At 69.6% G+C, this 13,819-nt stretch carries 17 protein-coding genes; 9 read left to right on the top strand and 8 right to left on the bottom strand.

Translation table 11 applies throughout. The features are described 5' to 3' along the window. Positions 1-87: 87 nt before the first annotated feature. A complete protein-coding gene (locus tag V8686_RS02700) occupies positions 88-1,338 on the top strand; it encodes an NUDIX domain-containing protein (RefSeq protein WP_379702429.1) in 1,251 nt (416 codons plus the stop codon). On the opposite strand, the gene V8686_RS02705 is transcribed toward V8686_RS02700, so the two are convergent. Then, entirely contained in the window at positions 1,339-1,704 is a 366-nt protein-coding gene (locus V8686_RS02705; RefSeq protein ID WP_379702430.1) for a hypothetical protein, read from the bottom strand. Between the two features lie 6 nt (positions 1,705-1,710). Continuing rightward, the gene (locus V8686_RS02710; protein ID WP_379702431.1) at positions 1,711-2,127 is read right to left on the bottom strand and encodes a hypothetical protein; all 417 of its coding nucleotides are present in this window, start codon (positions 2,125-2,127) and stop codon (positions 1,711-1,713) included. Between the two features lie 116 nt (positions 2,128-2,243). Here V8686_RS02710 and V8686_RS02715 point away from each other — a divergent pair, with 116 nt between their 5' ends. Then, a complete protein-coding gene (locus V8686_RS02715; RefSeq protein ID WP_379702432.1) occupies positions 2,244-2,465 on the top strand; it encodes a hypothetical protein in 222 nt (73 codons plus the stop codon). A 133-nt stretch (positions 2,466-2,598) separates the two neighbouring features. Further along, positions 2,599-3,567 carry a D-2-hydroxyacid dehydrogenase gene (gene ddh, locus V8686_RS02720; RefSeq protein ID WP_379702433.1) on the top strand — a complete coding sequence of 323 codons (969 nt, stop codon included), beginning with the start codon at positions 2,599-2,601 and terminating at the stop codon, positions 3,565-3,567. Here the strand turns inward: ddh and engB are convergent. Next, positions 3,564-4,178: a GTP-binding protein EngB gene (engB, locus tag V8686_RS02725; RefSeq protein WP_379702434.1), complete on the bottom strand. Its 615-nt coding sequence runs from the start codon at positions 4,176-4,178 to the stop codon at positions 3,564-3,566. The two genes, ddh and engB, sit on opposite strands and share 4 nt — an antisense overlap. An 81-nt stretch (positions 4,179-4,259) precedes the next feature. On the opposite strand from engB, the gene V8686_RS02730 reads away from it, so the two are divergent. The 4 genes from V8686_RS02730 (at position 4,260) to V8686_RS02745 (ending at position 8,311) form a co-directional block, all read left to right on the top strand. Then, a complete protein-coding gene (locus V8686_RS02730) occupies positions 4,260-4,964 on the top strand; it encodes a 5-formyltetrahydrofolate cyclo-ligase (RefSeq protein WP_379702435.1) in 705 nt (234 codons plus the stop codon). Between the two features lie 130 nt (positions 4,965-5,094). Beyond that, positions 5,095-6,078 carry a bile acid:sodium symporter family protein gene (locus tag V8686_RS02735; RefSeq protein WP_379702436.1) on the top strand — a complete coding sequence of 328 codons (984 nt, stop codon included), beginning with the start codon at positions 5,095-5,097 and terminating at the stop codon, positions 6,076-6,078. 44 nt (positions 6,079-6,122) lie between these two features. Further along, complete coding sequence (locus V8686_RS02740; protein ID WP_379702437.1) at positions 6,123-7,571, top strand: TIGR00341 family protein; 1,449 nt, start codon at positions 6,123-6,125, stop codon at positions 7,569-7,571. 29 nt (positions 7,572-7,600) lie between these two features. Next, positions 7,601-8,311, top strand: coding sequence for an SIMPL domain-containing protein (locus V8686_RS02745; RefSeq protein ID WP_379702438.1), 711 nt, complete (start codon positions 7,601-7,603; stop codon positions 8,309-8,311). Here V8686_RS02745 and V8686_RS02750 read toward each other — a convergent pair. The 3 genes from V8686_RS02750 to V8686_RS02760 all read right to left on the bottom strand — a co-directional run bounded on the left by V8686_RS02750 (position 8,308) and on the right by V8686_RS02760 (position 10,522). After that, the gene (locus V8686_RS02750; protein WP_379702439.1) at positions 8,308-9,312 is read right to left on the bottom strand and encodes an NOG1 family protein; all 1,005 of its coding nucleotides are present in this window, start codon (positions 9,310-9,312) and stop codon (positions 8,308-8,310) included. The two genes, V8686_RS02745 and V8686_RS02750, sit on opposite strands and share 4 nt — an antisense overlap. A 129-nt stretch (positions 9,313-9,441) precedes the next feature. Then, a complete protein-coding gene (locus V8686_RS02755) occupies positions 9,442-9,933 on the bottom strand; it encodes a hypothetical protein (RefSeq protein WP_379702440.1) in 492 nt (163 codons plus the stop codon). Positions 9,934-10,021: 88 nt separating this feature from the next. After that, entirely contained in the window at positions 10,022-10,522 is a 501-nt protein-coding gene (locus V8686_RS02760) for a DUF367 family protein (protein ID WP_379702441.1), read from the bottom strand. A gap of 89 nt (positions 10,523-10,611) precedes the next feature. On the opposite strand from V8686_RS02760, the gene V8686_RS02765 reads away from it, so the two are divergent. Next, positions 10,612-10,941, top strand: coding sequence for a nuclear transport factor 2 family protein (locus tag V8686_RS02765; RefSeq protein ID WP_379702442.1), 330 nt, complete (start codon positions 10,612-10,614; stop codon positions 10,939-10,941). Here V8686_RS02765 and V8686_RS02770 read toward each other — a convergent pair. Both V8686_RS02770 and serS read right to left on the bottom strand, forming a co-directional pair. Continuing rightward, complete coding sequence (locus V8686_RS02770) at positions 10,938-11,225, bottom strand: amphi-Trp domain-containing protein (RefSeq protein WP_379702443.1); 288 nt, start codon at positions 11,223-11,225, stop codon at positions 10,938-10,940. The genes V8686_RS02765 and V8686_RS02770 overlap by 4 nt on opposite strands. A gap of 97 nt (positions 11,226-11,322) precedes the next feature. Then, the gene (serS, locus tag V8686_RS02775) at positions 11,323-12,708 is read right to left on the bottom strand and encodes a serine--tRNA ligase (RefSeq protein ID WP_379702444.1); all 1,386 of its coding nucleotides are present in this window, start codon (positions 12,706-12,708) and stop codon (positions 11,323-11,325) included. A gap of 91 nt (positions 12,709-12,799) precedes the next feature. Here serS and V8686_RS02780 point away from each other — a divergent pair, with 91 nt between their 5' ends. Beyond that, positions 12,800-13,699: an MBL fold metallo-hydrolase gene (locus V8686_RS02780; protein ID WP_379702445.1), complete on the top strand. Its 900-nt coding sequence runs from the start codon at positions 12,800-12,802 to the stop codon at positions 13,697-13,699. Positions 13,700-13,819: the final 120 nt, after the last annotated feature.

The following is a 13,819-nucleotide window of genomic DNA, read 5'->3' on the forward strand; positions in this document are numbered from 1 at the left end:
TGGCGAGCGATCGGCATATCGTTGTCCCACGAGCCGTCGGCCCGCGGTCGCCGCAAGACCCGTATCTCCGGCGACCGAAGGGTGGCCATGACCAACGTCGTCACCTGCTTTCTGCGTCACCGTACGGCGGTCCTACTGGGCCGCCGGAGCGACGCCGTCGGCACCTACACGGGCCGGTGGGCCGGGATCTCGGGCTACGTCGAAGGCGACCCCGCCGACGCGGAACGGGACGCCCGGCGCGAGGTCCGCGAGGAGACCGGGCGGACGGACGCGACGCTCGTCCGGGCCGGCGACCCCGTCGACATCGAGGACGACGGCCGGGAGTGGACCGTCCACCCCTTCCTGTTCGAGGTGGACTCCCGCGAGGTCACCCCGAACGAAGAAATCGCGGTCCACGAGTGGGTGTCGCCACCGGCGATTCGGGAGCGCGAGACGGTCCCCGGGCTGTGGGCGGTCTACGCGGCCGTCGCGCCGACGGTCGAGACGGTGGCGAGCGACGACACCCACGGGGCGGCCTGGATCTCCGTGCGCGCACTGGAGGTCCTGCGGGACCGGGCCGCCGTCGCCGACGACGAGGCGGCCGTGGCGAGCGTCGCCCGCGCCCTCCGTGACGCCCGGCCGAGCATGGCCGCCGTCGCGAACCGCGTGAATCGGGTAATGAGCGGGGGGGATCGGACCCCTGGGACGGTCCGCGACCGGGCGGCCGCCGCCGCGGAGGCGGCACTCGACGCCGACGACGCGGCCGCCGCGACGGCCGCCGAGCGGTGTGGTGTGTCGGTCGTTACCCTCTCGCAGTCGGGGACGGTCCGGGCGGCGCTCGACCGGGCACGGCCGGCGGTGCTGATCGGCGAGTCGCGCCCCGCCCGGGAGGGCACCGACGTGGCCGCGTCGCTGGCCGACGCGGAACTGGACGTGACGCTCACGACGGAGGCGGCGCTCCCGGCTGAACTCGCCGCCCGAGCGCCCGACAGCGTCCTCGTCGGCGCCGACGCGGTGCTCGCGGACGGGAGCGTCGTCAACAAGGTCGGGACCCGGGGACTGGCACTCGCCGCCGCCCGGGAGGACGTGCCGGTGTACGTCGTCGCCGCCGCGGCCAAGGTGCGTCCGGACGAGGCGGTCCACGGCGAGACGGGCGACACGGCCGCGCTCTACGACGGGGCGGCGCCGGTGTCCGTCGCGAATCCGATTTTCGACCGCACGCCCGCCGATCTGGTGACCGGCGTCGTCACGGAACGGGGGGTACTCGACACCGAGGGGATCCGGGCGGTGGCGGCCGAACACCGGGAGCGTGCGGAGTGGGACGGGGGACTGGAGGGAGCCGGAACCGTCAGCGGGTGATCAGGCGCCCGGCACGCCCAGCGCCGACACCGCACCGACACCGAGGAGGTCGAGGCCCGCGAGGACGACGACGGCGGCCGCCCACGCGGCGACACCGATACCCATCGCGCGGAGCCAGCCGCCCGGATACCGCCACCGGACGACGGCGATCCACGCGATCAGGGCCAGCAAACCGCCGAGCACCGGCACCGGTTCGAGCAGCGCCCAGACGAGTGCCCCGACCAGCGCGGTCAGGACGGCGTGGGCGTAGCCTCGGGCATCGGACACGATCCGGGCGCCGGCGTGGATGGCCACGCCGCCGATCAGCGCACTCACGAGGAACGTGAGCAGTCTGGCCTCGACACCGGGAACCGTGATCGGGGTCATCGGGCGTTACGCCGCGCCGGCGTCACTCGCCCCGTCGTTCCGGCCGTCGTCAGGCGTCACGTCGCTCACGGCGTCGCCGAGCGACCCGTCGAGGTCACCGACCAGGAACGATCCGATCAGGTCGTGGATCGCGGAGACGTGACTGGGCACCTGTGCGGGTAGGTCCGCGGGCGGGCCGCGGCGGTCGGCCGCGTCGGCGGTAGCGTCGTCCGCGTTACCGTCGGCGGGAACGTCCGCGGGTCGACCGTCGTCGGACGACTCGTTGGCCGCGTCGTCAGCGTCCTCGTCGGCCTGCTCCGCGTGGTCGTCGTACTGGTCGTCCGCACCGACTTCGACGGGCGCGTTCCCGGGCGCCGCGGCAACCGTACCGACGGTTGCCACGAGCACCGCGAACACGACCGCGACGAGTTTCGTTCGGGTCATCGTTGCGCTCGGACACTGTCGCCAGGGGGTATTGAACCCCCGACGCAGTGAACCCGGGTTTTCCGCGGTTTGAACCCATCTTAAGCCGGATTTAATCCCGATAAAGTACGGTGAACGTGGGTGAACGGCCCGACGGCCACGGGACCGGACCGGTCGACTCCGACGCGACCTGGCCCGACTGTGACGCGGCACTCACCTCCGCCTACGGCGTCGACTACGTCGGCCGGGTCGGCCGCCGGGCCTGCGGCGAGCGAGTGCTCGAGTGGCCGTTCGATCCCGGCGGCGTCGCTCGTGGCGGAATACCGGGACACGCCGTCCCGAGGCCGTGGGTTCTTTAGCCCGCGTGTCCAAAGCTCGGGCGGTGGCGATGATGACGGTTACCCCCACTCAGCCCCGTGTGATGACACCCTTCTCCTGAGCCACCGTCGATTCGCAGACAGGCTTTTGCTCCCGGACTCGGTAGCCGCCGTCATGTCATCGGTTTCGACGCTCGGCGTCCACGAGTCGGTCGGCGAAGTGTTCCCCGCGGCGGTGTTCTGCGACGCGCTGTCGGCGGTCGATCCGTCCGTTCAGATCGTCGGTGGCGAGGGGTCTGCGGGTTCCCGTGGGGACGGCGAGAACGACGAACTCGCCGCCTGTGACGCCCTGGTCACGTTCGCCTACGAGGACCGCTTCCTCGACGCCGACCTGACGTGGATCCACTCGATTCAGGCGGGCGTGGACCGCTTCCCGTTCGACGCGCTGGCCGACCGGAATATCGCACTGACCAACAGCACCGGCATCCACGGCGACGTCGTCGGTGAGACGGCGGTGGGAATGATGCTCTCGTTCGCTCGCCGCCTCCACACCCATCGGTCGAACCAGGAGCGCGGCGAGTGGCGGAAGCCGGCGTGGAACGACGCCTTCCCCCTGCGCCGGGAGTCGGCCTGCGTCGTCGGCCTCGGCACCCTCGGCACGGGCATCGCCACGCGGGCGTCGGCACTGGGGATGGACGTGACGGGCGTGAAGCGGACGCCGACGCCCGTCGACGGCGTGGACGAAGTGTACCCGCCAGCGGACCTCCGCGAGGCCATCGGGGACGCCCGGTTCGTCGCGCTGGCGGTGCCGCTGACCGACGACACCGAGGGCATGGTTTCGGCGCCCGAACTCGACGCGATGCGCGAGGATGCCTACCTGATCAACGTCGCTCGCGGCCCCGTCGTCGACCAGGGCGCCCTCGTCGACGCCCTCGATTCGGGCGCCGTCGCCGGCGCCGGTCTCGACGTGTTCGAGACGGAGCCGCTACCGGCCGAGTCGTCGCTCTGGGACCGCGAGGAGGTGATCCTGACACCCCACGCCGCCGGGTTCAACGTCGAGTACTACGAGCGCGTGGCGACCATCGTCCGGGAGAACTTGCGCCGCCTCGCGGCGGGCGAGTCGCTGACCAACCGGGTCGTTTAGAGGAACTTCAGCAGGTCGTCACGTTTCGCCTCGTGGAAGTGGGTTTCGAGGGCGTCGGTCAGGGCGTCGACGTCGCCGCGTTTCGCACAGATGGGCGCGATCGTGTCCTGCCACTGCTGCCACGGCGGGAGGATGTCGAGGCGGTCACACAGGTCGTCGAGCCGTTCGTCCCGGTCCTCGACCTTGTCCATCTTGTTGACGGCGACGACGGTCGGGACCCCCACGTCTCGGAGGAAGTGGAACAGTTCCACGTCGTGGGGGACCTCACCCTCGCCGCGGTGGCGGTCGATGATGTCGACGACGCTCTTGCCGTCGACGACGAGGACGCCCACGAGGATGTCGTCGGCGTTGTCCTCGACGTAGCGCACCACGTCGGTCTTGATCTGCTCGCGGTGCTCCTCGGAGACGCCGGACATGAAGCCAAAGCCCGGGAGGTCGGTGAACATGAAGCTCTCGGAGACCCAGTCGAAGTGGTTGGGCTGGCGTGTCACCCCCGGCTTGCGGCCCGTAGAGACCGAGTGCCCGGTCAACTCGCGCATCAGCGTCGACTTGCCGACGTTCGACCGGCCGACGAGGACGACTTCGTCGCGGTCCGGGCGGTCCTCGAACATACCCGCCCTTGGCGGTTCGTGCGGTTAAACTCGGCGTGTCGAGGGCGGGAGACGTATGGGCGTCCGGCGCCGTGCCCTCCCATGGACAAGGATCGCATCAGGCAGCGTGTCTGGGACGACCTGGCGGAGAGCGGCGAGGCGCGGTTTCCGTTCCCGCCCCACGGCCGCATCCCGAACTTCGCGGGCGCCGACGAGGCGGCGACGCGACTCGCGGCGACCGACGAGTGGGCGGCGGCGGCGACGGTCAAGTCGAATCCGGACGCGCCGCAGTTGCCGGTGCGACGGGCGGCGCTCCGGGCCGGGAAGGTGCTGTACGTCGCCGTGCCGCGGCTACGCGACGAACGGGCGTTCCGCCGCCTCGATCCCGCCGAAATCGACGACGTCGACGACGCGACCACCATCGGCGGCATCGAGGAGTACGGGGACCCGGTCGGCCCCGCGGAGATGGCCCCGGTCGAGTTGATCGTCAGCGGGAGCGTCGCAGTGAACGAGGCGGGGACCCGGATCGGCAAGGGTGAGGGGTACAGCGACCTGGAGTTCGCCGTCCTCCGGGAGTTCGATCCGGTGGACGAGACCACGACGACGGTCACCACCGTCCACGAACGGCAGGTGCTCGACGCCGACCTGCCGACCGACGACCGCGACGTGCCGATGGACCTCGTCGTCACGCCGTCGCGGACCGTCCGGACGGGCGCGGGTGGGAAGCCGTCGGGCATCGAGTGGGACGCGCTGTCCGACGAACGAATCGCCGAAATGCCGCTCTTGGCGCGACTGGCGGGGGAGTGACGCGGCCGCTCGCACCGAGGCACCACGCCGCGTTCGGTCAAACGGATACCAGCACGCCGCTCAGGCTCGCGGAGCGTGCGGACGAGGAAATAGTCAGAGCTATCCGGCGTTCGGCACCGACCGTATCGACGTGAGCTTCACCGATCGACTCTCCCGTCTCAGTCGTCTGGCAAGCAAGTACTTCGTCGTCTGGGTCGTCGTCGCCGCCGGCGCGGCGATGGTGAACCCCGCGCCGTTCGTCCCGGTGTTGGACTACGTCACACCGCTGCTCGGGTTGATCATGCTGGGGATGGGGCTGACCCTCCAGCCCGCCGACTTCGAACGACTGGTCGCCCAACCGGTGGCCGTGGGTATCGGCGCGGTGACCCAGTGGCTCGTGATGCCGCTGGCGGCCTACGCCCTCTATCTCGTCCTCGACCTGCCCGACGCCATCGGTCTCGGACTGGTCCTCGTCGGCGCGGCGCCGGGGGGCACCGCCTCGAACGTGATGACGTACCTCGGGCGCGGCGACGTGGCGCTCTCGGTGGCGATCACGACGCTCACGACGCTCGCCGCCCCCATCGTGATGCCCGCGTGGACGCTGTTTATCGTCGGCGAGAGCGTCGACGTGACCTTCATGCAGATGTTCACGAGCATCGTCCAGATCGTCATCATCCCGGTCGTCCTCGGGTTCGCCATCCGCTACGTCCTCGACCGGAAGGCCCCGACGGCGGCCGAGGTGGGCGTCGACGTGTTCCCGGTCATCAGCGTCGTCGCCATCGTCGCCATCGTCGCGGGCGTCGTCGGCGCCAACGTCGAGAACATCCGCACCGCCGGCGCTCTCGTTCTCCTCGCCGTGGTCGCCCACAACGCCATCGGACTGGGAGCGGGCTTCGGTGTCGGCCGCGCCGCCGGCATGTCCGAAGACCGCGTCCGGACCTGTGCGTTCGAGGTGGGCCTCCAGAACAGCGGCCTGGCCGTCGCGCTCGCCACGTCGCTGTTCTCGCCGGCCGCAGCCCTGATTCCCGCACTGTTCAGCGTCTGGCACAACGTCACCGGCCCGGCGCTGGCGAGTTACTTCACGTGGCGCGAGGGGACGACGCCGGACGCCGGCGAGCCCACGAGCGCGGACTGAGAACGACGGCAGGCTATATGCCGGCGGGGCGTGGATATGCGTCCGTGCGACTCGTTCAGGTCATGATCCCGCCGGGGAAGCGCGACGCCATCCTGCGAGCCCTCGACGACGAAGGGATCGACTACGTCGTCGCCGACGAGACCAGTCACCGCGAGTACACCGCGTCGGTCACCTTCCCGCTCCCACAGACGGCGGTCGAACCCGTCCTCGAACGCCTCCACGACGCGGGGCTGGACCGGGAAGCATACACGGTCGTCCTGAACGCCGAGACGGTCATCTCGCGCCGGTTCGACGACCTCGTGGAGCGCTACGAGGAGGGTGAGGAGAACGGCGACCGGATCGCCCGCGAAGAACTCGCCGCCAGAGCGCGGTCGCTGGCGCCGAACTGGCGTACGTTCGTCGTGATGACGGTGGTGAGTTCGGTCGTCGCCACCGCCGGACTGCTGCTCGACTCCGCGGCCGTCGTCGTCGGGTCGATGGTCATCGCCCCGCTGATCGGGCCGGCCATGGCCACGAGTACGGGATCGGTCGTCGACGACCGCGAACTCCTCGTACGCGGCGTGAAACAGCAGGTCGCGGGCGGCTTCCTGGCCGTCCTCGCCGCCGCGGGGTTCGCCGTGCTGTTGCGAACCGCCCACGTCGTCCCGCTGGAGACGGCCGACGTGTTCGCCATCGACGAGGTGCGCGAGCGTCTCGTCCCCGACGTCCTCTCGTTGGTCATCGCATTGGCAGCGGGCGCCGCGGGGGCGCTCAGTCTCTCGACCGGCGTCTCGACGGCACTGGTCGGCGTCATGATCGCCGCCGCGCTCGTTCCACCCACCGCCGTCGTCGGTATCGGCCTCGCCTGGGGGTCGCCCCGTAGCGTCACCGGCGCTCTCGTCCTCGTCCTCGTCAACTTCCTGTCGATCAACTTCGCGGCGCTCGCAGTGCTCTGGGCGACGGGCTACCGCCCCAAGAGTTGGCTCCGCTCCGAGGAAGCACGGGTGGCGACGCTGAAACGCATCGCTGCACTCGGGGGCGCGCTGCTCGTCCTCTCGACGTTACTCGCGGGTGTCACGTACAGCACCTACCGCACCGCGACCTTCGAGGAGGAGACGCGAGCGACCGTCGACGACGCCATCGACGACTACGAGGACCTCGAACGCCTCTCGATCACCATCACCTACGAGCAGACCTTCCCCTTCAGCCGGCCGGAGCGCGTGACCGTCACCGTCGGCCACCCGCCCGGAACCGACACGCCGGCGCTCGCGGGACGCCTCGCCGAGCGCATCGGTCCCACCGTCGCCACGCCCTTCCGTCCCGACCGGCCCGTCGCCGTCGAGGTGCGGTACATCGTCGTCGAACGAGTGAGCGCGGACGAGCCGACGGCGGCACACGTCACCTCGACGGGCGCGTCGCTTCGCTCCCGAGTCGAACCGCACGGTCGCTGCCCGTCGCCACCTGATCGTTCCGACCTTCCCGGTGTCGCGTGCGACCACGGCGCGACGCGCTAGTTCTTGTAGCCCGAAGTCGTGTGATCTGTATGAAACGTTTGCTACCCGCGGCGCTCGTCCTCGTCGTCCTCCTCGCCGGCTGCGTCGGTCCGCTCCAGACCGGGACTGACGGGGAGCGCGCCGGTGACGGCTCGACCATCGCAGTGTCGGCGACGGGAACGGCGAGCGCCGAGGCGGACCTGGCGGTGGTGTCCCTCGGCGTCGAGGTGACCGCGGAGAGCGCGAACGCCGCGCGCGAGGGCGTCGCACGTGGAGTGAACGGGGTGCGGTCGGCGCTCGCGGACGCCGACATCCCCGACGCCTCCGTGACGACGACGGCCTTCGGCATCGCACCGGTCTACGACTACCACGACGGTGAGCGCGAACTGCGTGGCTACCGCGCAGTTCAGTCGCTCGCGGTCGAGACGGAGCCCGCCCGCGCCGGCGAGATCGTCGACCTCGCGGTCGGCGCCGGTGCGACGAACGTCGACGGCGTCCGGTTCACCCTGAGCGACGAGCGACGGGCCGAACTGCGGGCGACGGCACTCGACCGGGCGATGGGCGCCGCGCGAACCGACGCGGACGGTATCGCGAGCGCGGCCGATCTCTCGGTGACCGGCGTGCGCCACGCCAGCACCGGCGCGGCGTTCGATCCCGTTCCAGTCGCTCGGTTCGAGGATACCGCCGCTGGGGAGACGACGTTCCAGCCCGCTCCCGTGACGGTGACGGCGGCCGTCGACGTGACGTACGCGGCCGCCTAGCGGGAGGGCAGATCCGGCTCCCAATCGACCGTCTCGACGGCCAAATCGAGCACCGAGTCGACGTTCTCGTCCTCGCTGACGCTCATGTAGGCGTCGGCCTCGACGGCCGTCGAGCGGTCGCTCTTGTTACAGACCGTCAGGACTGGCGCGTCGAAGCGCTCGACGACCGCATCACGGAGGGCGAGTTGCGCGTCGAGCGGATAGCCACACGCCTCGCTGGCGTCGACGACGAACAGGACGGCATCGGCGAGGTGAGCCAGCGCGCTCACCGCCTGACTCTCGATGTCGTTGCGGTCCTCCTCGGGGCGGTCCAGCAGTCCCGGCGTGTCGATGATCTGGTAGCGGACGTGGTTCCGCTCGAAGTGGCCGATCTGGATCCCCCGGGTCGTGAACGGATACCGCGCGATTTCGTTGTCGGCGCGGGTGACCTCGTTCACGAACGACGACTTGCCGACGTTGGGGTAGCCGGCGACGACGATGGTCGGTTCGTCGGGGCGGATATCGGGCAGGTCACGGAGGGCGTTGCGCGCGTCGCCGACGCGCCGGAGGTCCTCGGCCACCTCCTCGACCACGTCGGCCATCCGTGCGAACGCCTGTTTGCGGTGTTTGCGGGCCGTCTCGGGGTCGGTCTTCCGGAGTTTCGCGTTGTACTCCCGCTGGATCTCTTCGACCTGTCGGCTCGCCCACGTCACCTCCGAGAGGCTGGCGCGGAGAGCGTCGAGACCGACCTGTTCGGCGCCGTGGTCGGCCGTTCGCGATCCGATTTCGCGTCGCAACACCGCGTCCGCGAGTTCCCGGTAGAACGGGTCGACAGCGCCGAAGTCCGGCCACTCCGTCACCACGTTCTCCAGGTTGTCCGAGAGGATGTTGCCCGCCGTCTGCAGCATCGACTGCTGGGCCTCCAGCCCCGATTTCGCACGACCGGAGCGAGCGGCCCGCGAGAAGGCTTTGTCGATGAGTTCCTCCGACCGGGGCGTGGTCGGCAGGCCTTCGAAAATCATTGTCGGGTCTTCGACACCCGCGGATAAAAGGCCGTCCGTTCGCACCGGCGACTCGAACGTTCGGCCGTGACCGTTTCGAGGGAGTCGCCACCCCGGACGACGATCCGTATCGACTGACGGCCGGCAGTCTCAGACGCGCTCGGACGATACCGACGACTGGACGGCCGACCGCTCGTCCTCGGCCGCACCCGCCGGCTCCACGCGCCACCCGCGGACGCCGGCTGCGACGAGGAGCGCCCCGCCGGCGACCAGCAGGAACGGTTCGGCGCCGAGGACGAGACGAACGGGGGCGTCGCCGTACCCCGAAACCTCGACGTAGAGCCCCGGGTCCAGCGCGTAGTGGAGGCTCGCTCGAAGCGCGTAGAGCAGGACGACGCCGCCCGTCGCCGCCGGCAGGACAGCGAGCGGTCGCCATCGGAGCGAGCCGACGGCGCCGGCGACGCCGAGGGCGCCCACCCACACGAGCAGGCGCTCCTCGTGGTTGAGCGCACGTCCCCAGCCGGTCACGATCGTTCCCTCGTAGCCGGAGGCGACGTGAACCAGCCCCTGGTGGACGCCGACGGCGACGGCCGCGGCGCCGGCGACGGCCGCGGCCACCGGGAGGAGTCGGTGGGACCTCATGCTACCTCACCCGAAGCGCCCGAGTATCAATCCTTCGCCGCTCCGTGGCCAGCGACCGCCAGTCACCGGAGTGTGACCCGGCCGAGGGCTACGCGTCGCCGCCGCGGTCCAGATACTCACCCTGGACGGCGACGACGTCCGCGGAGTCGGCACAGTCGGCGTAGCGCCGCAGGGGTTCGTCGTTGAGTTCGAGAAACGTCTCCCCCCACGTGAACTTCGCGAGGAGTCGCTCGGCGTGGGGTCGGTCGCCGAGGATGACGAGGGCCGCCGCGAGCGCCTCAACCGTAGTCAACTGCATCGGCCGACCGAAGTTGACGGGGTTGGCGGCGACGAGGTAGGGGAGCGCCCGGTGCTCGCCGGGCAGGGAGAAGCGTGCCTCACCCGCCGACTCCCACGAGCAGTCGAGGGCGACGAGCGTCTCCGTCGCGTCGGCGGGCGAGAGCGCCCGCTCCGCGTGGGGGTTGAGCACGACCCCGTACGGCGTCGCCCGGTCCGAACGGTGGAGGTCGACCAGGTCGAACCGGGCGAGTTTCCGCGCCGTACACTTCTCGGGGTCGTCGTCGCCCGCGTAGCGCACGTGCAGGTCCACAAGCACAAGCGGTGGCAGGCGGTGACCGAATAAATGGGTTGTCGTCGCGGCGGCCGAACGTTCATCCCGTCGCCGACGAAAGGGGCAGTATGGACCGTCGAGACGCCGTGTTGGGGTACTACGACGCCATCGACGCCGGCGACGACGACCGTCTGTACGGCCTCCTCGCATCCGGATTCGTCCAGCATCGACCCGACCGAACGCTCGACGGCCGTGACCGATTCGTCCGGTTCATGCGGGAGGAACGTCCGCGAACCGACACCGAACACGTCCTCGAAGAGGTTGTCGTCGGCGACGACGACACCGTGTTCGCGCGGGGACGCCTCCGGGCGGCCGACGGCGACGACCTGTTCGGCTTCGTCGACGTCTTCCGGGTCGCGGACGGGCGGATCGAGTCGCTGACGACGTACACCGACTAGCCGAGTGACGGCGGCGACTCGTCGCCCGCGGCGGACAGTTCGATCTCGATCTCCAGTTCCGCGTCGGCACCGCTGGCGTGTTCGATCTCCAGTTCGACGGTGTCGTTGTAGGCGAACTCGAGGTCCCAGCCGTCGCCGGTGAGCGTCACGTCGTCGCCCGCCTGGAGGCGTTCGCCGAGTTCGATCAGAAAGTCGCCGGCCTCGGCGGCGCTCAGTTCGTACTCCGCTTCGGTGTAGTCGCCGGTGCTGGTCGTGTTGGCTTCGCCCGAGGGTAGATCTGCCATAGCACTACTTCGTTCGGAGAGAATATAATCGTGCCGAACAGTACTACTCGGTGATAGTAACGTCGCGGGATCGCCCGTGAGGAAAAGTGACGAGGGACTACTCCCGGTCGCCCGCGCCGACGGCGCTTTCACCCACCTTCTCGTGGCCCTCGATGATCTCCATCCCGCCCATGTACGGCCGGAGCGCCTCCGGAACCGTCACCGTGCCGTCCTCGTTCTGGTAGTACTCGAGGATGGCGACCATCACGCGACCCACCGCCGTTCCGGAGGCGTTGAGCGTGTGGAGGTACTCCGCGGACTCGTGTCGCTCCGGCCGGTAACGCAGGCCGGCCCGACGGGCCTGGAAGTCCTCGAAGTTCGAGGCGCTGGAGACTTCGAGCCACCGACCGCCGCGGTCCGGGCCGTCCTCGGCGTCGGTCCCCGGCGCCCACACCTCGATGTCGTAGGTCTTCGCGGACGCGAAGGTGAGGTCGCCGGTACAGAGCGTCAGGATACGGTAAGGAAGTCCGAGGCGCCGGAGGACCTCCTCGGCCTCGTCGACGAGGGCGTCGAGGCGGTCGTAGCTCTCCGCCGGTTCGACGAAGTTGACGAGTTCCACCTTGTTGAACTGGTGGACGCGGACGATACCGCGGGTCTCGGTGCCGTGTTCGCCCGCCTCGCGCCGGAAGTTCGGGGTGTAGGCCTGGTGTTTGAGGGGCAGGTCCTTCCGGAGGAGGATGTCGTCGGCGTACATGTTGGTGACGGGTACCTCCGCGGTTGGACAGAGCCACAGGTCGTCGTCGTCGTAGTCCGTCGTCTCCGATCCGCCGATGCGGTAGGCGTCCGCCGCGAACTTGGGGAGCTGTCCGGTCCCCTCCATCGACGTGGACTTGACCGGAATGGGCGGGAACAGGTCGACGTAGCCCTGCTCGCGGTGGACGTCCATCATGAACTGGATCAAGGCGTGTTCGAGGCGCGCGCCGTCGCCTTTCAGGAAGTAGAAGCCAGCGCCGGTGGTCTTGGCACCGCGGGTCTCGTCGATGACGTCCAGCTCCTCGCCCAGATCGTAGTGGGGCGTGACTTCGTCGGGCAGGTCGCGCGGGTCGTCGAAGCCGTGACGTCGCTCCTCGACGTTGTCGCTCTCGTCCTCGCCGACGGGCACGTCCTCGTGGGGGACGTTCGGGAGTTCCATGAGGCCGGCTTCGAGTTCCGCTTCGAGTTCCTCGGCGCGTTCCTCTACCTCGTTGAGGGAGGTTTTGAGTCGCTGCGACCGCTCGATGGCCGCCTCGGCTTCCTCCTCTTTGCCCTCGGCTTTCAGTTGGCCGATGCGGTCGCTCACCTGGTTGCGCTCGTGTCGCAGGTCGTCGCCCTCACTTTTGAGCGACCGCCACTCCTCGTCGATCTCCAGGAGTCGGTCCAGAGCCACGTCGTCGGCCATCCCCCGGTCTTCGAGGTTCCGCCGCACCACGTCCGGGTTCTCCCGGAGGTACTGCCTGCTGAGCATTTGGCCGCACTTCTCGGGGGCGAGACAAAACCGTGTCGGGACCGGTCGGCGCCGACAGAACGCTTTTCACCGCCGCCGCCGGGGTTCGCCCATGGCCATCGGCGACCTCACCGCCGTCTCTAGTACCGACACCCACTACGTCGACGTCGGCGCCTACGACGTGCCCGGCTACGGCTCCGTCTATCTGATCGACGCCGAGCGGCCGGCCGTCGTCGACCCCGGACTGGGGACGAACGTCGACCTCGTCGTCGACGCCCTCGACGACCTCGGGATCACGGACCTCGCGTACGTCCTGACGACGCACGTCCACCTGGATCACGCCGGCGGTGCCGGCCTCCTGCTCGAGGAGTTCCCGGAGGCGACGGTGCTGACCCACGACATCGGCGTCCGTCACCTGATCGACCCCTCGCGACTGGTCGCGGGGACGAAAGCCGCCGTCGGCGATCAGTGGCAGTACTACGTCGACCCGAAGCCGGTCCCCGAGGACCGCATCGAGTCGCTGTCGGACGGCGACACGGTCGATCTGGGCGACCGAACCGTCGACGTGATCCACGCTCCCGGCCACGCTCCCCACCAGGTCGTCTTCCACGACCGGGCCGACGACGTCCTCTTTTCGGGCGACGCGGGCGGCATCCAGCCGGGGGGAGCCGGTGAACTCTTTCCCACCTCGCCGCCGGTCAACTTCGACCTAGAGACCTGCCTCGACGACGCGGCGACAATCGCCGACCGGAACCCCGAAACCATCTGCTTCGGGCACTTCGGCGGCGCCGACTTCACACCGGCCCTGATGGACGAGTACGCGGAGGTCCTCTCGGCGTGGGTCGACCGAGTCCGCGAGAAGCGGGCGGAACTCGACGACGACGAAGCGGTCGTCGAGTACTTCGCCGAGACGGCCGACCCGATAGCGCCGTGGGGGCCGCGCAAGACGCGGGCCGAGTACCGCCTCAACACGCGGGGCGTCCTCGGCTACCTCGACCACGGAGATAACTGACCGATCGTCCACCCACTCGCCGCTTATCGTCCGATCGTCGCTATGTCTAGCCACGGTTTCGGGCGCGAAAGGACTGGTTTTATCGTTATCGCACACATCGGCGAGGACACGATGGAGGTG

Source organism: Haloplanus litoreus, assembly GCF_045690335.1.
Lineage (GTDB): Archaea > Halobacteriota > Halobacteria > Halobacteriales > Haloferacaceae > Haloplanus > Haloplanus litoreus.